General features: G+C 36.6%; 25 protein-coding genes. 13 read left to right on the forward strand and 12 right to left on the reverse strand.

Annotated elements, in window-relative coordinates; translation table 11 throughout:
- Positions 1-97: 97 nt before the first annotated feature.
- The 3 genes from abc-f to MHH88_RS20865 all read right to left on the reverse strand — a co-directional run bounded on the left by abc-f (position 98) and on the right by MHH88_RS20865 (position 3,185).
- Positions 98-1,729 carry an ABC-F type ribosomal protection protein gene (gene abc-f, locus MHH88_RS20855; RefSeq protein ID WP_339260450.1) on the reverse strand — a complete coding sequence of 544 codons (1,632 nt, stop codon included), beginning with the start codon at positions 1,727-1,729 and terminating at the stop codon, positions 98-100.
- Positions 1,730-2,211: 482 nt separating this feature from the next.
- Complete coding sequence (locus MHH88_RS20860; protein WP_339260452.1) at positions 2,212-2,592, reverse strand: hypothetical protein; 381 nt, start codon at positions 2,590-2,592, stop codon at positions 2,212-2,214.
- A gap of 83 nt (positions 2,593-2,675) precedes the next feature.
- Positions 2,676-3,185: a DNA-deoxyinosine glycosylase gene (locus tag MHH88_RS20865; protein WP_339260454.1), complete on the reverse strand. Its 510-nt coding sequence runs from the start codon at positions 3,183-3,185 to the stop codon at positions 2,676-2,678.
- A gap of 194 nt (positions 3,186-3,379) precedes the next feature.
- Here MHH88_RS20865 and MHH88_RS20870 point away from each other — a divergent pair, with 194 nt between their 5' ends.
- The 3 genes from MHH88_RS20870 (at position 3,380) to MHH88_RS20880 (ending at position 7,067) form a co-directional block, all read left to right on the forward strand.
- Positions 3,380-4,939 (forward strand): sensor histidine kinase, encoded by a 1,560-nt coding sequence (locus MHH88_RS20870; protein ID WP_339260456.1) that lies wholly within the window; start codon positions 3,380-3,382, stop codon positions 4,937-4,939.
- Entirely contained in the window at positions 4,936-5,646 is a 711-nt protein-coding gene (locus tag MHH88_RS20875; protein WP_339260458.1) for a response regulator, read from the forward strand. The genes MHH88_RS20870 and MHH88_RS20875 overlap by 4 nt, the downstream gene beginning before the upstream one ends.
- Positions 5,647-5,744: 98 nt before the next feature.
- On the forward strand, positions 5,745-7,067 hold the full coding sequence (locus MHH88_RS20880) for a citrate:proton symporter (RefSeq protein ID WP_339260460.1): 1,323 nt from the start codon (positions 5,745-5,747) through the stop codon (positions 7,065-7,067).
- A gap of 48 nt (positions 7,068-7,115) precedes the next feature.
- Here MHH88_RS20880 and MHH88_RS20885 read toward each other — a convergent pair whose 3' ends face one another.
- Complete coding sequence (locus tag MHH88_RS20885) at positions 7,116-7,907, reverse strand: DUF2268 domain-containing putative Zn-dependent protease (protein ID WP_339260462.1); 792 nt, start codon at positions 7,905-7,907, stop codon at positions 7,116-7,118.
- 108 nt (positions 7,908-8,015) lie between these two features.
- Here MHH88_RS20885 and MHH88_RS20890 point away from each other — a divergent pair, with 108 nt between their 5' ends.
- Positions 8,016-8,282 (forward strand): hypothetical protein, encoded by a 267-nt coding sequence (locus MHH88_RS20890; protein ID WP_339260464.1) that lies wholly within the window; start codon positions 8,016-8,018, stop codon positions 8,280-8,282.
- Positions 8,283-8,356: 74 nt separating this feature from the next.
- Here the strand turns inward: MHH88_RS20890 and MHH88_RS20895 are convergent, their stop codons facing one another.
- On the reverse strand, positions 8,357-9,049 hold the full coding sequence (locus MHH88_RS20895; RefSeq protein WP_339263144.1) for a polysaccharide deacetylase family protein: 693 nt from the start codon (positions 9,047-9,049) through the stop codon (positions 8,357-8,359).
- Positions 9,050-9,460: 411 nt separating this feature from the next.
- On the opposite strand from MHH88_RS20895, the gene MHH88_RS20900 reads away from it, so the two are divergent.
- The 4 genes from MHH88_RS20900 (at position 9,461) to MHH88_RS20915 (ending at position 11,208) form a co-directional block, all read left to right on the forward strand.
- The gene (locus MHH88_RS20900) at positions 9,461-9,583 is read left to right on the forward strand and encodes a hypothetical protein (protein ID WP_255313814.1); all 123 of its coding nucleotides are present in this window, start codon (positions 9,461-9,463) and stop codon (positions 9,581-9,583) included.
- A gap of 231 nt (positions 9,584-9,814) precedes the next feature.
- On the forward strand, positions 9,815-10,117 hold the full coding sequence (locus MHH88_RS20905) for a DUF1805 domain-containing protein (protein WP_024364002.1): 303 nt from the start codon (positions 9,815-9,817) through the stop codon (positions 10,115-10,117).
- A gap of 35 nt (positions 10,118-10,152) precedes the next feature.
- On the forward strand, positions 10,153-10,803 hold the full coding sequence (locus MHH88_RS20910) for an SIMPL domain-containing protein (protein ID WP_339260468.1): 651 nt from the start codon (positions 10,153-10,155) through the stop codon (positions 10,801-10,803).
- Positions 10,804-10,953: 150 nt separating this feature from the next.
- Positions 10,954-11,208 (forward strand): group-specific protein, encoded by a 255-nt coding sequence (locus MHH88_RS20915; protein ID WP_069508152.1) that lies wholly within the window; start codon positions 10,954-10,956, stop codon positions 11,206-11,208.
- Between the two features lie 370 nt (positions 11,209-11,578).
- Here MHH88_RS20915 and MHH88_RS20920 read toward each other — a convergent pair whose 3' ends face one another.
- From MHH88_RS20920 to MHH88_RS20930, 3 genes are all read right to left on the reverse strand, one after another.
- Positions 11,579-11,737, reverse strand: coding sequence for a DUF1540 domain-containing protein (locus MHH88_RS20920; RefSeq protein ID WP_069508156.1), 159 nt, complete (start codon positions 11,735-11,737; stop codon positions 11,579-11,581).
- A 104-nt stretch (positions 11,738-11,841) separates the two neighbouring features.
- Positions 11,842-12,456 carry a methyltransferase domain-containing protein gene (locus MHH88_RS20925; RefSeq protein ID WP_339260471.1) on the reverse strand — a complete coding sequence of 205 codons (615 nt, stop codon included), beginning with the start codon at positions 12,454-12,456 and terminating at the stop codon, positions 11,842-11,844.
- 45 nt (positions 12,457-12,501) lie between these two features.
- Positions 12,502-12,942, reverse strand: a complete 441-nt coding sequence (locus MHH88_RS20930) for a VOC family protein (protein ID WP_339260473.1) — start codon at positions 12,940-12,942, stop codon at positions 12,502-12,504.
- A 163-nt stretch (positions 12,943-13,105) separates the two neighbouring features.
- On the opposite strand from MHH88_RS20930, the gene MHH88_RS20935 reads away from it, so the two are divergent.
- A complete protein-coding gene (locus MHH88_RS20935; protein ID WP_339260475.1) occupies positions 13,106-13,522 on the forward strand; it encodes a hypothetical protein in 417 nt (138 codons plus the stop codon).
- A 266-nt stretch (positions 13,523-13,788) separates the two neighbouring features.
- On the opposite strand, the gene MHH88_RS20940 is transcribed toward MHH88_RS20935, so the two are convergent.
- Together MHH88_RS20940 and MHH88_RS20945 are read right to left on the reverse strand one after the other, a co-directional pair.
- Positions 13,789-13,947: a DUF1540 domain-containing protein gene (locus MHH88_RS20940; protein ID WP_069508162.1), complete on the reverse strand. Its 159-nt coding sequence runs from the start codon at positions 13,945-13,947 to the stop codon at positions 13,789-13,791.
- A 403-nt stretch (positions 13,948-14,350) separates the two neighbouring features.
- Positions 14,351-15,124: a Cof-type HAD-IIB family hydrolase gene (locus MHH88_RS20945; protein WP_069508166.1), complete on the reverse strand. Its 774-nt coding sequence runs from the start codon at positions 15,122-15,124 to the stop codon at positions 14,351-14,353.
- Between the two features lie 473 nt (positions 15,125-15,597).
- On the opposite strand from MHH88_RS20945, the gene MHH88_RS20950 reads away from it, so the two are divergent.
- A complete protein-coding gene (locus MHH88_RS20950) occupies positions 15,598-16,293 on the forward strand; it encodes a DUF2225 domain-containing protein (protein ID WP_103977803.1) in 696 nt (231 codons plus the stop codon).
- Between the two features lie 22 nt (positions 16,294-16,315).
- Positions 16,316-16,669 (forward strand): hypothetical protein, encoded by a 354-nt coding sequence (locus tag MHH88_RS20955; RefSeq protein ID WP_024364010.1) that lies wholly within the window; start codon positions 16,316-16,318, stop codon positions 16,667-16,669.
- Between the two features lie 106 nt (positions 16,670-16,775).
- Here MHH88_RS20955 and MHH88_RS20960 read toward each other — a convergent pair whose 3' ends face one another.
- Positions 16,776-17,609 carry a MerR family transcriptional regulator gene (locus MHH88_RS20960; protein WP_339260479.1) on the reverse strand — a complete coding sequence of 278 codons (834 nt, stop codon included), beginning with the start codon at positions 17,607-17,609 and terminating at the stop codon, positions 16,776-16,778.
- 84 nt (positions 17,610-17,693) lie between these two features.
- Here MHH88_RS20960 and MHH88_RS20965 point away from each other — a divergent pair, with 84 nt between their 5' ends.
- On the forward strand, positions 17,694-18,161 hold the full coding sequence (locus tag MHH88_RS20965) for a GNAT family N-acetyltransferase (protein WP_103977801.1): 468 nt from the start codon (positions 17,694-17,696) through the stop codon (positions 18,159-18,161).
- Positions 18,148-19,482, forward strand: coding sequence for an MATE family efflux transporter (locus MHH88_RS20970; protein ID WP_339260481.1), 1,335 nt, complete (start codon positions 18,148-18,150; stop codon positions 19,480-19,482). Before MHH88_RS20965 ends, MHH88_RS20970 begins: the two co-directional genes overlap by 14 nt.
- A gap of 69 nt (positions 19,483-19,551) precedes the next feature.
- Here MHH88_RS20970 and MHH88_RS20975 read toward each other — a convergent pair whose 3' ends face one another.
- A complete protein-coding gene (locus MHH88_RS20975) occupies positions 19,552-20,595 on the reverse strand; it encodes an AI-2E family transporter (RefSeq protein ID WP_069508176.1) in 1,044 nt (347 codons plus the stop codon).
- Positions 20,596-20,858: the final 263 nt, after the last annotated feature.

The following is a 20,858-nucleotide window of genomic DNA, read 5'->3' on the forward strand; positions in this document are numbered from 1 at the left end:
TATAACATCAATAAGAGTCTCCCCACTTTAAAAGTCGAGCAATTGATTACTGAAATTACGTTAATGTTCCCCACTTTTTGCTGTCTTAAACGTCAAACTAACGGAGTTCATTAATTTGCTTCGTCAACTCATTAAATTTCCGATCAAGCACAGCATATTCCTTATCTTTGGCGGTTAGAAAGCTGAGTTTACCAAGTATTTCTTGCCTTTCATTTTCTAACTTTAGCCGTTGTGCACTTGTATCATCTTGTTGCTGTGGTATGCTCTCTCTCCATTTTTTCACAATTCCTTTATTTTCAAGCTGCCACACAATATTTGTTGTTTTCTCAATAAAATAGCGGTCATGCGATACAACGAGCAATGTACCTGTATAGAGCTCCAAAGTTTTCTCTAATTGCTCTCTTGAAGGCAAATCGAGATGATTCGTTGGCTCATCTAAAATTAGCACATTCTTTTCTTCTAAAATATACGCCATCAGCTTACACTTTACACGCTCGCCCATACTCATATTGCCAATAGGTGCTGTCCAATGACTTGCAGTAAATCCTAAATGTTTCATGACATTGCGGACTTTCCCTCTTTCCTCGAACGTCTCCTTGTAAAAATATTGCTCTGGTGTAAGATGTAGTGGCAAATCAAATACATCCTGCGTTAAATAGCCGATAGTAGCTGCAGGTGATATCCACAAATCGCCATTTGCTTTTTCTTGTCCTGTCAGCACCTTCAATAAAGTCGTTTTGCCGCTACCATTTGGCCCTGTTATGGCAATTTTTTCACCAAATTGTATTGTCATAGTTAGATCTTGAAATATAAGACGCTGACCAAACGATTTTGTTACATGCTTACATTCTAAAAATCGTTTGCCTACTCGCTGGTTTGTCTCTACTGAAAACCGCACTTCCTCTTCTTGCTTAGGCGGCTCAACTTTGCTCTTTGCTAACTCCTTTTCCAAGCGCTTTTTCTTTGATTTTACTTGTGCATCCATTCGTTTTGCTTTTACTCGGTAAAACTCTTTAAAGCTCTCCTGCTTGGTCGATTGTGCATGTGCCTTTTGCGACCAAGAGGATAGCTCATTCATCTGCGCTTCAATCCGTTCAATATTCTTTTGCTGCTTATCATAGGCACGTTGTTGCGCTAACCTTTGTTGCTCTCTAGCCGCTATATAACTTGTATAATGCCCATTATGTTCGAGCAGTTTACCATCTTCCAAAGACCATATTTTAGTAGCGACTTCGTCTAAAAAATAACGATCATGAGAAACAACAATAATTGTACCATCATATTTTTTTACTTGAGCGATAAGCATCGCTGTACTTGCTTCATCTAAATGATTTGTCGGTTCATCCAACAATAATAATTGCGCATGTTGTGAAAAACCTCTTGCTAGTCGCCTTTTTAGCTTTTCTCCACCGCTTAATGCTGCAAACTCGATGTTTGGCACATGCCATTTAGCAAGTAAATCTGCTTCTTCTGCGCTTACTTCCCAACTGTCTATAGTTGCTTGCTCTTGTTCCACATAGGCCATTTTAACATGCTGTAACGGCACTAACTGCCCTGCCGTAGGAGTTAGTATGCCTTGAATAAGCTGTAATAATGTCGATTTGCCAGCTCCATTTTTTCCTATAATCCCAATGACTTCGCCTTGTTTTACTGTAGCCGTCACCTGTTCAAAAATTTGTATGTCTCCTGCCTCATACTGTACACTCTGTATTTTTAAAAGTTCTTTCATTTTATCCGTTCCTCTCTATATAGAGGGACAAAAAAATCCCTCCAATTATTTTGGAAGGATTAGTCGCGAAATATCAAACACAAAAAAGCTCAATGTTTGAGCCTTATTATGAGATGCTCCAATACTAAAAATGCCACACCAAGCGCAGTCGTACGGTAATTTGCATTTTTAGTATACGTTCAACAATAGCAGACGTTTGAGCCTACAATCGTGTACATTATGGAAAATGGGCAGACTAATCCTATTTTTGATTCATTGAAATATACATTTCATGTGCAAAAAATAAGATTAGTTAATCATTAGCCACCCATCGTCCCTTCATGTTTAGTTACAATTATTGTAACATCAATTACTTAAAAACAGAATACATTCGCTTCGTATTTTCATCTCGCGTCTTTTAGAAATTTGCTAAGGAACAATACCCACTTAAATTTCGGCAGTTTTCTACATGCTCCACCCGAATCCCTTACGATTGAAATCCATTATCTAAAACATTCAAACGAAAGAATATGATCTCTCGTTAATGTACGGAAACGCCATCCATATCTATTACTCCAGCGGAATCCTGCAATAAATTCTCTACCTATGACCGTAGGGAAAAACCAAAAACTTCTTCCGTTGTTCATCCATAAATACGTGTTTCTAAATAAACACGATTGAATGCCATTTGAGCCACCATGCCACGCGGGCATAGGTGGCGCAAAGTTTGGTGGAGCACTCATTGGCATTTGCCCAGAAGACGGTGGTCCAAAGTTTGGTGGTTGGCCCATATTTGGTGGTGGTCCAATTGGTGGAATACCTGGAACATTCCAACTTGGACCTCTGAAATTTTCCCCATAATTATTATTTGGATATAAATTCAATACAAACTCCCCCCTTTTACATACTTCACTATATGTAAGGGGGCGAAAGTCGCTTGAGCAATTAGCCTACCATATAACGATGTTTACGTTAAATACGATTGCATCACGCGCCAATCCGCTAACTTTTCGTCGAAGGATTTTATATTTTTCCCAGGGATTGGGCTAGTCGATGGCATCTTTTGATAGGCTCGTTCATCTAAAACCTCAACACCAATATGCTTTTTAAACACTTCAAAAGCTTTCCCACCATTAAAGAGCACAAGTTCTATATTGGGATACTGTTTAAAAAGCTTTTTAAAATCATTTGGTTTTTCATTGCGAATGGCGGCATCTAAGCTACCCTTGCGTTCACACGATTCGATAGTATCCCAAAGACCAATCCCATTTTCCTTTAACAACTCTATTCGCATTTTATAATCTTCCGGTATTGTTCTCTTTACTATCTGCCCAATAATAGCCCAAAAGTGATTGCGCGGATTGCCATAATATTGCTGTTTCTCTAATGATAGCTTTCCTGGCATTGAGCCAACAATAAGCACCTTTGTTGAAGTATCAACAACAGGTGGCAGTACATTTTTTATTTCATTTGACATAGCCATCACTCCTTGCTTTTATTGTTACACTAAGTTGTTACAAGGAAACTTAGCCACTATAAAATAACTCGAACTCTTTATTTGGTGGAACTTTATGCTATTCTATTCCCAAATACGCTCTTTTTACAATATGGCAAACAAAAACTATCTAGAGGTGAAATATGAGAAGTTTATTCCAGTCTCTAACAGTTAAAATGATTTTTTTAATGTCGATTTTAATTTTAATGATATGCGGGCTCTTTATGTATCTATTACAAGAACATATACGAGATACAACAGAAAAGCAAATAGGCGTGGAAGCATTAAATATTGCCAAAACAATCGCTTCCATGGAGGAGATTATTACAGCATTCGAGCAGGAAAATCCAAGTGACATGATCCAGCCTATCGTTGAGCCTTTAAGAGAGGAGATAAATGCAGCATTTATCGTAGTTGGCAATGCACAAGGTGTTCGTTATTCCCATCCAGAAAAAGATCGAATAGGACATTACATGGTCGGCGGGGACAATGATGCCGTATTACTAGATAAACAAGCCTATATTTCTAAAACGGTTGGTTCATTAGGCGAATCTATTCGAGGTAAAGCCCCTATTATAATAGAAGACAACATTATTGGTGTTGTTTCTGTCGGGTTTTTAACCGTGCATATTGATACAATCATCAAAGACCATCTTATGAAGTGGCTGAACTACACAATTATTATTCTCTTCATAGGTATACTTGGGGCAATTGCCATCTCTCTTTATATTAAAAAATTATTATTTAATATGGAACCAATCCAAATCGCTAAATTATACCAACAAAACAAAGTGATTTTAGAAACGACGGAAGAAGGGATTATTGCTGTTGATCATTTAAATCAAATTACCACTATTAATAAAAGTGCATACGCAATGCTAGATTCTACTCACAATCAAGCAATTTCAGCGTGGATGGGAACTAAAATCGAGCAGATTTTCACACCTAAAATCGTTGCAGAACAACATATTCATAACTTAGAGCTAACACTAAATGAACATATTATCATCTTAAATAAAGCGCCTTTAGTGGAAAAGAAAAGGAAAATAGGTTCTTTATATACCTTTAGAAAAAAAGTAGACATCCAAAAAATTATTGATGAACTGAAACAAGTAAAACAGTATGCCAATATGCAACGCGCCTATACACATGAATTTGCGAATAAGCTTCATATTATTCTAGGTTTGCTATTTTCTAAACATTATAATCAGGCAATTGAGTACATTAAAGAACAACGAAATATTCATCTTAAACAGCAGGCTTTTCTAAAAAGTAATGGAACATCCCCTCTACTCTTAGCATTAATTCAAGGAAAAATGGCAGAAGCAACGGAACTGGGCATTAAACTCGAGCTGAAGGAAATTCCCCCATCTATGAAATTATCTAAACTTCAGGAAGATGCTATTCTTACAGCACTTGGCAATGTTCTTCAAAACGCTATTGAATCTTTAAAAAACTTGGTGTCCTCCGATAAAATAATTCAATTATCTATTAACGATTATAAAAATCATTATTTATTGGAGATTCAAGATAACGGCCCCGGTATTGACCACAAGTTGTACGATAAAATTTTTGCAAAAGGTTTTTCAACAAAGGAAGGCTTAGATCGAGGACATGGCTTAACAATCAGCAAAAAAGCTCTTGAAAAAATAAATGGAGATATTTTATTAGATGCTGGAGATTTATCAGGAGCGTGTTTTTTAATTATCGTTCCTAAAGGAGGTAAGCGCTTATGACTGCAGCCTGCACAAGTGTATGGATTATAGAAGATGACTTTAGAGTTGCAAACATTCATGCAGATTATGTTCATTCAATAGGTGGTTTTATCGTTACTGAAAATTTACGGACTGGGCACGAAACGATTGAAAAGCTCAAACAATCCACCAACTTGCCAGCGATTATTTTAACCGATTTGTATATTCCAGATGTTGAAGGGAGCTCTTTAGTACACCATATACGGCATCATTATCCTGCCATCAAAATAATCGTTATTTCTGCTGCAACAGAAAGAGATTTAATAAAAGAGATCATAGATTTAGGCATATTAGATTACTTAATTAAACCTTTTGAACAACAACGACTTCATCAAGCATTTACAAAATATTTGCATGCATTTCATTTATTTCAACACACGTCAAACTTCACGCAAGTTGACCTTGATTCCATATTTTATTGTGAATCAACTGCTACAGAAGATACCTTTGTAAAAGGCATTGATTTACACACATTACAGGCGGTTAAAGAGGTCTTCGAAAAATTAACAAGCAAGGAACTTACAGCCTCCCAACTGAGTGAAATAATCGGTTCTAGTCGTTCAACTGCCCGCCGCTATTTAGAATACTTAGTTGGTGAACAGTTTTTGTACATCAAACCGATATACGGAACAATCGGTAGACCTGAAAGAAAATATATATACTATGGAACTTATGAACAAAATAAATAGTATGTATCTTATCTAACTTATGACCATATTATTCCCTCCCTATTTACAGCATGCTACCTTTTAGTAGTCAGAATAATCAATTAAAGGGAGGGGTTTTTTTGAGCTTAAGTATCCTTGGTTTCATCACCATTATCGTTATTATTGCCTTATTAATAAGTGGGCGTGTCTCGCCGCTTGTTGCCATGGTTATTCCACCGATAATCGCTACCTTTATCGCTGGCTTTCGTTTCGAGGAATTAGGGGAATTCTTTAGTTCCGGACTAAGCTCTGTGATGAACGTAGCGGTAATGTTTATCTTTGCTATTATCTTCTTTGGTATTATGCAGGACGTTGGATTATTTGAGCCATTGATCAACAAAATGATTGCGCTTACAAAAGGGCGTATTGTTGTCGTTGCTATTGTAACTGTACTAATTGCTGTTGTGGCTCAACTAGACGGTTCTGGTGCTTCTACATTTTTAATTACGATTCCAGCACTATTGCCTTTATATTTACGCTTGCGCATGAATCCATACTTATTACTTTTATTAATTGCTGGAGCTGCAGCAGTGGTGAACATGGTTCCTTGGGGAGGTCCATTAGGGCGGGTGGCTTCCGTGTTAGAGGTGGATATCACTGAACTATGGTATCCGTTAATACCCATTCAAATCATTGGTGTTCTATTAATGTTAGCTTTAGCCTTATACCTTGGCTTTAGAGAAAAGCACCGTATTCTGAAGCAATACGGCACACTTGATTTTACGCATGACGACCAACATATTACACAAGGTGTTGTGTCATCCGAAGTAGACCTATCTTTACGGCGACCAAAACTATTGTGGGTGAATGCAGTAATTGCTGTCATGGTAATCGGGGTTTTAGTCGCGGGTATTGTACCGGCAGCATTAGCCTTTTTAATCGGGGTAGCCATTGCTCTGCCAATTAATTATCGTACACCTAAAGAACAAATGGAACGCGTGCGGACACACGCTCCGAATGCGTTAACGATGGCGTCGATTATTATTGCAGCAGGCTTATTTTTAGGCATACTAAATGGCACAGGCATGTTAAATGCTATTGCCAATAATGCCGTCAATATTTTACCGTCAGCACTATCATCTTATTTGCATATTATTATCGGTATATTAGGTGTACCCTTTGATTTATTATTAAGTACGGATGCCTATTATTTCGCCTTGCTTCCTGTAGTTGAACAGATTGGTTTATCTTTTGGTATTGACTCTCTCTCCACTGCTTATGCGATGATTATTGGTAATATTGTCGGTACGTTTGTTTCACCACTTGCCCCTGCTGTCTGGTTAGCTTTAGGCTTATCTGGTTTAGAGATGGGAAAACACCTAAAATACTCTTTCTTTTGGATGTGGGGGTTAAGCATAGTTTTACTAGGCATTGCAATAGCGATAGGGATTATTACCATATAAATTAGCAGTGACCAGTTGTCGACTCGTGTATCGACAACTGGTTTTTAGTTATAACGAAAAAATAGAACCCATAAGTATTGCTTCAGAATGTTTTTCATGTAATTTATTTGATGCATGCTTTTGTATATATGTTCGGACCATTTCATAACCAATACAGTAACCTATGTGTGAAGGAAGCTTCCCACCATATAAAAACTCAATATGATGATCTAAGCCCTTAACATTCATGTTAGGCAAAAAATATGTCTTCCATATAGCTAACATTTTGTCCGTAGAATAATCTTTCAACCAAGGCGCTAACCATTTGGCACCGTATAATTCCTCCACGGCACATTCCGCTAAGCCCTCTATAATTAATGAATCTAATAGCGTTACTTCCTCTAGTGATTTGTTTAAGTACCGCAGTCGACAAACATGATTATACTCATGTGCAAATAACGCCTGTAACTCTTGCTTTTCCAATTCTCCTATAAATAAAAATAGCGCATCTGGATAGGCCACTCCATTTTTATTTGTGACGCTTTGCTCCTGTGTGAGAGGAAAAATATAGATAGGTATATCAGGTCCGTCCCATTTCTTCTTTAAATAGAACAATTCTTCTCGTACAATTTGCCATGCATTTTGGTCTTGTAGTTTTTTCATATCGATATTTTCATGTGCTCGAAACAGCCCTTGTTGCTGTAATTCAAATTGGATTTGTTGTGGCGTTCCACCTTTAAAATGGTCTAGTAATCGGCTACAAAGAATCGTACATTGTAAATCTTCAAACTCTCTACTATGCGTCAATTTTTGACTAGTTTTGAACTCATGTAGCCAATCATCTGTTGATATCACCGACATTCACGCACCCCCTTGCGATAGCTTATGTTCCAATAGACAATCGGCTAGTGATAAATGTATGCAACGGCATATATTAACTTGTAAAGACGTAGAAAGGAGGAGATTTTTGTGAATCCAGCTGATTGTTATAATCTTTGCTGTAAATATCACGGTAAACGTGTAAGAATTACTGATACATCTGGCAATGTTCATGTTGGAGAAATAACGAAAGTGGATAGAAAACAGGTATGGATTCTACCTGATAGACAATATAGAGGATATGGTTTAGGTTTCTGGGGTTGGGGCTTTAGACCAGGATTTGGCGCTGGACTTGGCATTGGTTTTGCATTTGGAGCAATTGCCGGTATTGCGTTGGCACCTATATTATTTTTCTAATCTATAAATACCTAGAATATCCGCTTCTTATAGAGAAAAATAAGCCATTTCATTATTTTGAAATGGCTTATTTTTTATTGAAATTTCTCTTGTTGCTGCTTTTTTTCAATTAATTCGGATACAGTTACAAATGTATAGCCCTGTTTTTTTAAAGTTGGTATGATTTCTTCTAGAGCTTTAATCGTTTGTGTGCGGTTGCCGCCTCCATCATGAAACAAAATCACATCTCCCGGTTTTGTTCCACCTAACACCTTTTGGACGATTTTATTTGTCCCTGGTTCTTTCCAATCCTGTGTATCTTGATGCCAAGACCACATGACTACCTTGTAACCGTTGTTTACCGCAGTATTGATCATCTTTTCAGTGTAATTGCCACCTACAGGACGGAATAAAACAGGAGAAAAGCCAGTAATACTATAAATCATCTGGTTTGTCTGCCTTAGTTCTTCCTGTAAATCAGGAATTGAAACTTTATACGGGTGAGAGTACGTATGATTGGCTAATTCATGCCCCTCTTTATAAGTTCGTGAAACAAGCTCTGGATACTTTTCTGCATTTTGACCAATAATAAAAAATGTAGCCTTTGCTTCATACTTTGCTAAAGTATCTAGAATTTTTGCGGTGTATTTTGGATGTGGACCGTCGTCAAAAGTTAAGGCAACGATTTTATCCTTTGTATTTATATCCCAAACAACTTCACCAGTCTTCTCATATTCACTACGCCCTTTTTCTGCAGAGGTACGCATGTCTGTCAAACATAACGACATGATTAATAAGCAAACCGTCAAAAACAATACATTTTTACGTATCACAGTATCACCTCCCATGTTTCATTCGCATATTTCAGCTCATCTTACTATTTACGAAAGCCGCTAAATTATACTTTTGAGGTGCTACCTGTTTTTACTTAAACCCTTTAAAAAGATATGTTAAAAAACCAATTAGCAAACAGTATCTTCATTATTCACAGTTTTTTACTTAAATTTATTTCGATCATCTTTATTTTTAAATACTTTTCATTTACGCAACGTCAAATTATGAACGAAATGTGAAACCTTTCATATAGCCCTTTATTTTTTTGAAAATCAGTGTAGAATAAAGGGCATAACTGATATATAACAATTATTCAAAATAACAAAACTGTTATACTACAAATTGACAACAAAGGGGATTTTACAATGTGGGTTATTACTGTTTTTGAGCAAGATACATTCCGTATGTTCGAGTACACTACGCAAGATGAGGCTAAATTAGCGTTAAAAAATATAAAACAAACAGCTATGCTTTCATATACAAAATAATCAGTGCCTGGCACTGACACAATTTATATATAGAGAAATTAAAATCCACGTAGCCTTTCTGCAAAAAATGCACGATACGTAAAACGCAACAAGCCTCGCGATAGTGAAGGCTGTGGCTTTTTTCGTGCACGCAGAAGCACAGTGGATTTTTTTCGCTTTAGAATTTTAGTAGAAATATTGAACACCTTTTTATCTATTGCCATATGTATAGAGAGAAAAGGAGTGATGTTCATGGTGACAATTGAACCTATTATGATTAAAGGTCATTTTTTCACTGCTGTGATTGTGCATTTACCAAAAACAACATTATTAACTATTTCTAATGATACAGGCTACATCATGTGTGGTGCATTAGATGTCGGTCTTTTAAATAGTCGCTTATTAGATCGAAAAATTGTGGCAGGTCGAGCGGTTGGTGTGAAAACGATAGATGAGCTCTTAACCGCCCCTCTTGAATCTGTTACATTTGAAGCGGAGCAACTAGGTATATTTGCAGGAATGACTGGTGTAGAAGCATTATTAAAAATGATTTAACACACGCTAGGAACGAGTCGGGAGGTGGAATTCAAATGTATTACACACATGCCCAACTACAAGTACCCCATACATCGCGAATAATGACCGTTACCGGAAATGGAAAAGTAGTCGCTAACGCTAGTTATGTCCAGCTTAAAATAGAGGTAACAACACAAGATGAAAGTGTACAACAAGCGCAACAACAAAATACTAGCTCTATGAATCGTGTTATTCATGCTCTCTTGGCGTTATCTATCCCGAGAGAAAACATTCAGACCGCCGCCTATACGATTACACCTATTTATGATTATGTAGAAGGTAAACAAATGTTTAAAGGCTATGAAGTAGTAAATGCTATCACGGTAAAAATACCTGATACTAATCTAGTAGGAGCTGTTATTGATACAGCTGTCGAAAATGGAGCAAATCGGATTTCCTCCATCCAATTTAAAATAGACCATGCGGATGAATACTATCAGCAAGCTCTCAGCTTAGCACTTCATAATGCACAAATGAAGGCGAAAACAATCGCGCAAACGATGCACTTATCTGTACAGCCACAACCGATTGAAATCGTCGAAGAAAACGATCATGCCCCTGTGCTTTATAAATCAATGGCAATGGCTGATTCATCCATGACAACGCCCATTGAGCAAGGTCAACTAACGATTAGTGCAGCTGTTCGCGTTACATTTCAATACTAAAAAATAAACCAGACTCCATTCACTTTGATGAAGTCTGGCTTTTTACTTGTCTCGTTATGGGAGCTTCGAGCGAAAGTAATCATTCATGAACTGTAAACGTCCTTCATATATTTATTGAGGATAAAAAGTTGATGTTTAAAGGAGGATATGATGCAAGCTGAAAACAAACGCCTACGAATAATTCAACATCTTGCTCACGAAATTATGGATGAGATGAACACTAGGAGAGAACCGATGGAGCTTGATACATTAATTCCTGTGATTGATAATTTATCGCGCGCCATTGGTGACTTAACGGATGCATTTGGCAATTATTCATTGGATTATGTAGAGGAAAAAGTAAAAAATGCACATACCCTATTGTTCAAGAGAGACAAAATAGATATGTACCAATTACGACATTAGAAAACTTCCGCCATCGCAAAAAGAGGTTGGGACAAAAGAGAAAAGGTGTTAGATTGATGGCAGTCAATCTAACACTTTTTTGCTACGCCGTTGTTGTCCGCTACGGCGGTGCTTTCCGCTCAGCACAGTAAGCCGCAACCCTCGCTAACGCGCGGTCTGTTACGTCTTACATTGTGCGCTGTTCTGAGCAGGAGTCACCGCTTCCGCTACCAACAACTAGTGAACACTTCTAATTTTTTATTTATTGCAAAAGCAAGAAAAGATAAGTTCTCCATATAGCAAAAATTTATGAACACCTTTCCTCTGTTCTTTAAATTTTTTTAGTTATGTCCCAGCCTCTTTTTCTCTTGTGCCCCGGCTTCTACCGTCCTTAATGCTCTTCAGGTGTAAATGTTTTGCAATCTGTTTCTTCACTATTGGATGCCTGCTGACCCTTTTGACTTACAACGTAAATAGCTTCTGCCGTACATTTGTTTCCAGAGCCCCAATACGTGCAGTTATTGACTTCACATAAAATCTGTTGTGCCATCGTATCACACCTCCTCTTTTGTTATCCTTAACAAAATTGGTGTATTCAATACTTCAGCTAAGAAATAAACCCAAAATTAACCTAAAGTAAAACTATCACTGTATTTACAATGCTCTTTTTATAGCGACTAGTTTATTGGCTGCGTGACAATGTCTTATATTATTTTCGTGCTGATCTTCAAATTGATAGGAGCGATAAAATGCAATGGACCATTGCTCGTATAATTCTCTAATCTCCCCCTCTTGACATATGCCTTTAACAAACGGTGCTAAATCTTCTGGAATGTCAACTTCGTCTGTAAATACAGTAATAATATTGATGCCCTCTATTTTTGTATACTCTTGCATTAACTGAATAATACGATGCCAATCTTCGCGCGCTAAAAAATGAAATAGGCCATGTGAAATGATGCAATCATAAGTATCGCTAAACTGATATGTAGTAATATCTTGAACGTCTGCCCGCAAATTATGTAATTGGTGCAACGCTTTGTATCTATTTATTTTAGCAATACCCGCCTCTGAAATATCAATGGCTTCTACCTTAAACCCCAGCTGTGCTAAATAGACGGCATGTCTACCATCGCCACATCCTATATCTAAAATGCGTGCATCCGCGGGTAATTTTTTTGCCCATTCAACTACTTCCTCACTAGGATTACCAAAGGCAAAATGCGTATCTGCTAAGTACTCGTTTTCCCAAAATGGTTGCTGCACCATATCAACTCCTCTGTAAACTAGGTAAATTTTTACGCACGCTATTTATTATTTAATAATTAACATATCTGTTTCATCAAATTCCCACATATCGCCATACGCCACTTCCCAATAATAGCCGTTGGGATCTTGGAAATAACCACTATACCCTCCCCAAAACACCGTTTCAGGCTCTTTCACAATGTTTGCTCCAGCTTTTTTTGCTAGTGAAAAGATATCATCGACTTCTTCTTTAGATTTTCCATTATAGGCAAGCGTAAAGCCCGTAAAGTCGGTGCCTATTTTTGGTGGGTTTTCTTCATTTATATCCTTTGCTAATCGTTCTATAGGAAATAGAGAAATTTTTGTTCCTCCATTATTGAAAAAAATCACATCAGGATTTGTTTCATCTCCATAGACAACCACCTCAAAACCAAGCCCATCACGATAAAATGCAAGCGACTCAACCATACTTTTTACACCCAGTGTAATTAAATTTAAACGATTCAAGCAATAACCCCCTTTTCTCAATATCTATTACTTATTCTATTTTTTCTTTCAATTCCCTTTTATGCAAATCATTATCTATACCTTATGCTCCGGCTTGAAAGAAGAACAGCCTCACACAAAACGGTATGTAACTACATAAGATACATAAGATATTAGCAAATGGATGGGAGGAAATCCGCTGTATTACAATCCTTATCCGTATTATGTTTATAACCATTATCCAAATTGGGGAATGTCTATCCTACCTACACCCCATCATGTCTCTAGACAACTTGCCATGCCTACCCCGACAACAAGCCCTTATCCGCCTATTAATACCATAAAATTAAAGACATCAGCAAAAGGGATGCAAACAATTATGCAACAAGTGCAATTACTGACAGAGAAAATTGAGGGTTCTGATCAATTTGCACATGATCTTAAAAACGCTGCACAGCTTTCCAATCAAGATGAAGTCCAAAAACTTATTTCTTCTGCTGGAATTACAACGAAGTTTGAAGCGAAATATACACCAGATAATATCCGCATCGTTTTGAAAGAAGGTGGGTGTTGTAGTTTAGCGTTAGTGCTATATTGGTGACGAAGAAAGGCTTGCTATTTTCATATCTATATATTCTTATAGAACCCGTAAACTATACTAGAGTAGTTGGTATCCCTCATTGGATAATATATGGAAAAAGGTAAAAAATACACATACCCTATTGTTCAAGAAAGACAAAATAGATATGACCAATTACGACATTTGAAAACATCCTCCGTAGCATACATTAACGCAAAGCAAAAAAGTGTTAGATTGATTGTCGTCAATCTAACACTTTTTCTCTTGCGCTCCGGCTTCTACCAGCCTTAATGCTCTTCAGGTGTAAATGTTTTGCATCCTGTTTCTTCACTATTGGATGCCCGCTGACCTTTTTGACTAACAACGTAAATAGCCTCTGCAGTACATTTGTTTCCTGAACCCCAATACGTGCAGTTATTGACTTCACATAGAATCTGTTGTGCCATCGTATCACACCCCCTCAAATCTAGTTAAAATTATTCTAAATAATCACAGGTAACATTTCAATAATCAAGCTAAAAATCAGGGTTATTTAACTACAATTTTCAAAATAATTCAAAATAAATATATTTACTGAATTATTAATTATTATATAAAATTTATATTAATTTGCTGACATTTCAAATTATTTGATATTAACTGACTATTAAAGCATGCATTATTTTTTATCACAAGGCATAAAGAGGCTGGGACAAAAGCGAAAAAGCGTTAGATTGATGGCAGTCAATCTAACACTTTTTTGCTACGCTGTTATTGTCCGCTTCGGCGGTGCTTGCCGCGGGGCTTTTTTCTCTCCATGTTCATCCCGCTAGAGTCGCCATGACCAATAGCAAAGATGACATTTCTTTTTTAAATCAACTGTAGTTTGCGCAAGGTGTAATCAATGCCGCCTTTATTCGATGCCATCGTGACCTCATCCGCAATATTTTTTAAGGCTACACTTCCATTGCCCATTGCAATACCATATCCAACTTGCTTTAGCATTTCCATATCATTCTCTCCATCCCCAAAAGCAATCGCCTCTTTTGGATGCAAGTTAAAATAGCTAAGTACAGCTTCAACAGCAATTGCTTTTGATACATCCTCTTGTAAAACATTCGTAATCATAGGATGCCATCTTTCAAACTTCAAATTTGGAAATTGTGTTCTATACTTTTTCTCTACCTGTTCATTTACATATAAACACATTAAGTAAACTTGCTCATTTAAAATATTTTCATTGACGGGCGGATATTGTCTTAAAGACAATGTCTCATTCATTGCCTTTAGTGTTTCACGGTGCTGTACATTATTCATCGATAATTGATCAGTGAAAAATGACAGGCTATTATGATGGTCGTCTGCAAAAGCCTTAACACTTTGTACAATGTTTTGAGCGATGGGGCTGGCATAGATTATTTGGTCTCCGTGCCGAACATAAGCACCATTCGCCGTAATAAATGTATCAATCCCTAATTTATATAAATCCTGACACATAGACAGTGGTCTACCGGTTGCAGCAACTAACCGAATCCCTTTGTTTTTTAGTATATGTAAAGCATTCTTTGTACTACTTTCAATACAACCATCCTCATAATTGATCAAAGTACCATCTACATCAAAAAATACGATTTTACAGTCCATACATGTATGCGCTCCTTTTAAATTAACTATTAATGATTCCCATTATTTTACGCCAAAATAGGATAACCGTAACGTACGCATTCTTTTTTATGTCCACAAAGTTACTTTATATTAAGCATAATATTGAATAGTAAAATTATCCTATATGTATTATAATAAACCTACTAAAAGATGAATAAAAAAATGCACACTAGGTATGTCTGACGTAATTTTAACAATGTAGGCGTAACTATTTAACTTTTACACATATACCACCGATAAATACTATTGCTAGTGTATTTAAACTAACATTCATTTTACATAAAATTAAAACAATTTATTTGACACTACTTTAATAATGCTAAAGGATTATATCAATAAACATAGGATTGCTAAAATAGTCGAAAATTCATTAAATATATTGAACGAGTGTTACCTCCATTTAAGTAGAACTAAAGAAATGTTAAAAACTCGACACAGAGGAGTTGATTCATATGGGTTTTAATATTTACTACTACGAAAGTAATGTGGACTGCAAATTTTGCAAAAAGCAATATACAACATATAAAGTACGTCCGAATCGTTATAAAGTAGTCGAAGAACAAACGGATTTTATGCCCGTTTACGAAGGCTTAAATCCATTGCTGTATGAAGTTGCCGTATGCCCACATTGTGGATATGCCTACCATAAATCTATGACGAGAACTTACGGACCTTTCATGCTACTTATCGATGAACTGTATATTAAAGAACTACAAAAGCCTATGAACATCTGTCAAGAACGGACTATAGATGATGCTATCATAAGCTATAAATTAGCCTACCTCGTTGCCAAGGCTTCTATGGAAGAGGCACTATTAATGGCTAATATCGCACTGAAAATAGCCTGGCTTTACCGTCTAAAAAATGAAAACGAATCTGAAATTCACTATTTATATGCTGCAAGAGATTTTTACAGTAAATCTTTTGCATCCAATCAAGAAGGCAGCGAGCGAATTCAATATTTACATGCAGAATTAAGCCTTCGCCTCGGTGATATAGGGGAAGCGAAAAAAGGATTCTCTCGCTTGATTGCGGATCGCAGTGTTTCAAATAAATATCGAAAATTAGCACGCAATCGTTGGGAAAACTACAAATATGACGAACACCCTAACAATGACGTTGAAAATAAAGAAGAAATCATTAAATAACTAGATAAGGGAGAGGAATAAAATGCTACTTTTCGAAAAAAAAATAGACGCTCGAGAAGAGGATATTTTCTCGGAATTACATCATTTTTTACTACGGAAAAATAATCGTCAATTAACAAATGATGAAATTGTTGCATTAACAGGTATTTCATCTGACTTACTTTATAAATGGGTAAAGACAGGAAAATTAAAAACATCTATCTTCCCTAATCTCGGTGCACCATGTGAACGCTGCGGTAAAATAACACAAGCTAAAATTTGTGTTAACTGTGCCTCAACTATCGTTAATACTTTAAAACAAGAAGAAAAAGACGAAGCATGGTTTAATAAAATTCAACGCAACAATCCAAGAGCTAACGCTTACCATTACAAATAAACTTGCATGCAACTGCTAAGCGCTTTTACAAATAAAAAGAATCTACTCACTTTGCGGGTCAGCGGCCGCAGTGTCGTAGATTCTTTTTAGGTAAGCATCCATTATGCTAGTTCGCTTTTTTTGTTATTTCCATCATAATTTTTGTTACATACTCTTCTTCTCGATTTTTAATCACCGCATCATAAATATATTCCTCATATACGTATTGCCCCAGCTCATAGCCTCTTTCATCCATAACCTTAAATAATCGTTCGTACGTTTGTCCAAGTTCTGTTGATAGCCCGAGATGATAGCCAATAATAAAGTCCCCTTCAATCGCCTTAAAATAAGGATGCCCTTCCTGCGGTTGTGGTTGCTCCATATACAAGTAACAATAATTATCATAGTTACCTGCTAAAACTTGCTCTCTTCTAGTAATGCCACCAATCGGATAACCTGTATCAAGCTGCGAGCGATCCAATTCATCAATAAAATCCGAGACCGCCTTAACAAACTGTTCTTCAGTGGCATCTTCGATATTTTTACTTAAATACAATGTTTCCTCTGGAAAATGACCAATGGTAATACTATCAAAATCTGTCTGCAAGGCTTCCTCTGTTGTTTCAATTTTCACTTCTATAATACTCTCTATCATTTCGAGCTCTTGGCGTTTCTTTGCTACAAGCGCTTTTTGCTGATGCATTAACTCTAAAAAATTTTCAGGCGATTTATCTGCCATATACTTTTGGATATCTTTTAACGACATACCGACTGTCTTTAATAATTCAATTACGCTAAAAAAATCATACTGGGCAATTGTATAATAACGATAATCTTTATGGTCTTTCATAATCGGTGATAAAAGACCGATTTGATCATAGTAAATCAGTGTTTGTTTATTAACCTTACACAGTTTGGCAAATTCACCAGTTGTAAAATATTTTACATTTTTATTAAGCATTTTTAAGTTTCCTTCCTTGACTATATAGTTACTATATACTTTAGATTGTAGCTATCACAATAAATTTAGAAAGGTTTTGACATTATGTTCACGGAAATACGTGACATCACAGCTTTAAACAAAGAAAATGTATTAGCATTACACATTGCTGCTAATCAGCAGGACTTTATTGAAACGACACAGCAATGCCTAGACGAGGCAGCATCTGACCGACGCTTTATACCCGTTGGATTATATAGGGAGGATACCGTAGTCGGCTTCGCAATGTATGGCTTGTTTCCTCATGAGGATGGGTCACAACGAGTATGGCTTGACCGTTTTTTAATCGATGAACGTTATCAGCATAAAGGGCTCGGAAAATACTTTTTGCAACAGCTAATCGATTTTTTACAGGCAACATACAATTGCGAAAAAATATTTTTAAGTGTTTATGACAACAATAAAGTAGCCATTCATCTCTATCAACTATTTGGGTTCGTCTTTAATGGGGAACTCGATGAAAAGGGCGAAAAAGTAATGGTAAGAGAGGTACGTACTCATGACGACCATTAATCCCATTGAAACAAGACCCTTAAGACCATTATTTCTTTCTTATTTGTTCCCAGCGATGATTGGTATGCTACTGATGTCAGTAAATATTTTAGTCGATGGTATTTTTGTCAGTCATGGCGTTGGCCCAACTGCTCTAGCAGGCGTCAATATTGCCGTTCCGATTTTCTCCATCTTATTATCCATATCTCTGTGGATTGGTATGGGCGGTGCAACATTGTACTCCATTTCACTTGGAGAAGGTAATAAAAAACGCGCACATCAACTTTTTACACTTTCGTTTACAACGATGCTGGCGGTAGTTTTAACTTTAGTGCTACTACTTTTATTAAATTTAAAGGAAATTTCCTATATTTTTGGGGCAAGTGATGTGACTTATCCTTATGTCCAAGAATACTTGCATGTCATTTTGTTATTCGGTGTCTTTTACACAATCGAAAATTTATTAAGCATTTTCATTCGAAACGATGGAAACCCAAAGCTTGCCATGATGGGTTTAATCACAACATCTATTTTAAATATCCTTTTAAACTACGTATTTATTTTCGTACTCCATTATGGTGTAAAGGGTTGCGCGTTAGCAACAGCAATCTCTACTATCATCGGTATGTCGGTACTATGTCTCCATTTCTTCCGAAAGCAGTCTGAATTAAAATTTGTCTCTACTTTTTTCAACATATCCGATTTGAAAAAAATATTCGCCATCGGTTTACCTAGCTTTATTGTAGAAGCTTCCATGGCGTTAATCGTGATTTTATATAATGTATCGTTTCTGCACTATTTAGGAGCAAACGGTGTGACAGCCTATGCAATGGTTAACTATATTCATACGGTATTATTAACTGTGTTCTTAGGCATTGGTATGGCACTCCAACCTCTAGTCAGTTACCATCACGGCGCCAGATTAAAAAAACGCTTACTCGAGCTTTTGAAGATTGGCTTAGCTACCGCCCTCATACTCGGTTTAAGCATTGCCATTATTGCGATGCTATTTCCTTCTCAATTAATGGAACTGTTTGGGGATAGTAAAATTGAAATTCGCACAATGGCAACACAAGGCTTTGTCCATTTTGCAATTGGCTACGTTTTCTTAGGTATGAATATGGTGCTTGCAGAATTTTTCCAATCCATTGAAAAAATTCGTCTTGCAACAACGATTATGTTACTACGCAGTATTATTCTATTTATTCCAGCACTCCTCTTGCTACCTAAATTATTCGGCGCGCAAGCAATTTGGTGGACTTTCCCGGTTGCTGAAGGCATTACAGCATTGCTCATTCTCTTATTTATTAAAAGAAAGCCACGCGCGGTTTATTCAAACTAGTGGGTAAATTGTTGGCGTGCCTGGTACCTAAAAAGGAAGCATGCGCATAAAGCGATGCTTCCTTTTAGTTTACTTATGTTCATTGATAGCTATAGATTGTTTGGTTTCCTCCTCTAAAGACGTTACACCTAAAATATCGAGCAGGAACATAAACAATGGAATACCGATAATTAATCCCCATACCCCGAGGAATTGCTCAGAGAATAGGATGACGATAAATGTATAAAAAATAGGAAGATTTGTTTTGGCAGACATGAGCTTTGGATTTAAGAAATAAGCCTCAATCGCATGCAACACCACGACAATAATCAGAATGTAAGCAATGTACATCGGTCCACCTATGCTATAAGCAATAATGCTAAGCGGGACTAATGAAATAATTACCCCTGCTACAGGAATTAAACCAAGAATAAAAAGCATTATTCCTAGTGCAATTAAGTGTGGGAAGCCCATGATAGAAAGAGCAATTACGGATAAAACACAGTTTACTGCAGCAATGATAAATTGCGCTTCAATTACTTTTCCAAAAGAACGAATAAATATTTTAGAGAAATATGTTAACTCGTCGTAAAGCGGACCAATTTTACTATCTTTAAATTTTGCAGTAAATTCAATAATTCGTTTCTTCTCCAAAAGGATGAACAAACTTAAAATAAGTGCGATGAACACATGCAAAATGACTTTCCCAATGTTCGTTAAATTTTTTAACGTAAGGTCAACACCTTGTTCTAAATATTTTCCCAGTTCAATTTTCTCAAATGTCGGAGCCAAATATCTCGCAACCTCATTATCGTTCGGATTGAGATTAAAAGCTGCAATCAAATCAAAAAGCTGTGTAATTTGTTGGGTCACAACCGGCAAATACTTATAGATAACTGCAATAATCGCTGCCACAAGTAAGAGGTAAAGGGAGACAATCATCGCTTTTTCATTAATGGGTGCGATTCGTTTAAACTCTTTTGTCGCCTTAGTAGAAAGCTCATTCATTAAGTAGGTTATAATGAATGTCAGAAGAATAAGGTTAATCATACTCCGCATTAAATAAAGTGCAACAGCGATCCCAGCTAGAATAACAAAACGTTTAAATCCATTACTTCGAAAAAAATTACTCATGCATTCACTCCTTCTACAAAACGGCTTCGCTGCCTCTACTGCCAACTTACAGAACGCGAAATATATTAAGCAAGTAGAAAAAATTATTAGTTATCAATATGTATCATTTTCATGGTCCTTTGAGTTTAGGGGGATAAAAACCTCTGTTTAGAAGCGTGTTTCCATTACTCTATTGAATAAAACCAGTTTGGTGTTCTCTTCATCAACAACCCTATTTCTAGAAGTTCAATCCATTGTACATAGATTTTTTACACTTTTCGAAT

The organism is Lysinibacillus sp. FSL K6-3209, from assembly GCF_037976175.1.
Lineage (GTDB): Bacteria > Bacillota > Bacilli > Bacillales_A > Planococcaceae > Lysinibacillus > Lysinibacillus sphaericus_D.

What these genes read in the sequence shown, in the direction of transcription:
- MHH88_RS20940 (WP_069508162.1), bottom strand. Translation starts at nt 13,947, where the DNA reads ATGGCACAACAGATTCTATGTGAAGTCAATAACTGCACGTATTGGGGT.
- MHH88_RS20970 (WP_339260481.1), top strand. Translation starts at nt 18,148, where the DNA reads ATGACGACCATTAATCCCATTGAAACAAGACCCTTAAGACCATTATTT.
- MHH88_RS20885 (WP_339260462.1), bottom strand. Translation starts at nt 7,907, where the DNA reads ATGTCGGTGATATCAACAGATGATTGGCTACATGAGTTCAAAACTAGT.
- MHH88_RS20905 (WP_024364002.1), top strand. Translation starts at nt 9,815, where the DNA reads ATGGTGACAATTGAACCTATTATGATTAAAGGTCATTTTTTCACTGCT.
- MHH88_RS20925 (WP_339260471.1), bottom strand. Translation starts at nt 12,456, where the DNA reads ATGGTGCAGCAACCATTTTGGGAAAACGAGTACTTAGCAGATACGCAT.
- MHH88_RS20875 (WP_339260458.1), top strand. Translation starts at nt 4,936, where the DNA reads ATGACTGCAGCCTGCACAAGTGTATGGATTATAGAAGATGACTTTAGA.
- MHH88_RS20920 (WP_069508156.1), bottom strand. Translation starts at nt 11,737, where the DNA reads ATGGCACAACAGATTTTATGTGAAGTCAATAACTGCACGTATTGGGGC.
- MHH88_RS20900 (WP_255313814.1), top strand. Translation starts at nt 9,461, where the DNA reads ATGTGGGTTATTACTGTTTTTGAGCAAGATACATTCCGTATGTTCGAG.
- MHH88_RS20935 (WP_339260475.1), top strand. Translation starts at nt 13,106, where the DNA reads ATGGGAGGAAATCCGCTGTATTACAATCCTTATCCGTATTATGTTTAT.
- MHH88_RS20955 (WP_024364010.1), top strand. Translation starts at nt 16,316, where the DNA reads ATGCTACTTTTCGAAAAAAAAATAGACGCTCGAGAAGAGGATATTTTC.
- MHH88_RS20910 (WP_339260468.1), top strand. Translation starts at nt 10,153, where the DNA reads ATGTATTACACACATGCCCAACTACAAGTACCCCATACATCGCGAATA.
- MHH88_RS20975 (WP_069508176.1), bottom strand. Translation starts at nt 20,595, where the DNA reads ATGAGTAATTTTTTTCGAAGTAATGGATTTAAACGTTTTGTTATTCTA.
- MHH88_RS20915 (WP_069508152.1), top strand. Translation starts at nt 10,954, where the DNA reads ATGCAAGCTGAAAACAAACGCCTACGAATAATTCAACATCTTGCTCAC.
- abc-f (WP_339260450.1), bottom strand. Translation starts at nt 1,729, where the DNA reads ATGAAAGAACTTTTAAAAATACAGAGTGTACAGTATGAGGCAGGAGAC.
- MHH88_RS20965 (WP_103977801.1), top strand. Translation starts at nt 17,694, where the DNA reads ATGTTCACGGAAATACGTGACATCACAGCTTTAAACAAAGAAAATGTA.
- MHH88_RS20945 (WP_069508166.1), bottom strand. Translation starts at nt 15,124, where the DNA reads ATGGACTGTAAAATCGTATTTTTTGATGTAGATGGTACTTTGATCAAT.
- MHH88_RS20865 (WP_339260454.1), bottom strand. Translation starts at nt 3,185, where the DNA reads ATGTCAAATGAAATAAAAAATGTACTGCCACCTGTTGTTGATACTTCA.
- MHH88_RS20870 (WP_339260456.1), top strand. Translation starts at nt 3,380, where the DNA reads ATGATTTTTTTAATGTCGATTTTAATTTTAATGATATGCGGGCTCTTT.
- MHH88_RS20960 (WP_339260479.1), bottom strand. Translation starts at nt 17,609, where the DNA reads ATGCTTAATAAAAATGTAAAATATTTTACAACTGGTGAATTTGCCAAA.
- MHH88_RS20950 (WP_103977803.1), top strand. Translation starts at nt 15,598, where the DNA reads ATGGGTTTTAATATTTACTACTACGAAAGTAATGTGGACTGCAAATTT.
- MHH88_RS20895 (WP_339263144.1), bottom strand. Translation starts at nt 9,049, where the DNA reads ATGTCGTTATGTTTGACAGACATGCGTACCTCTGCAGAAAAAGGGCGT.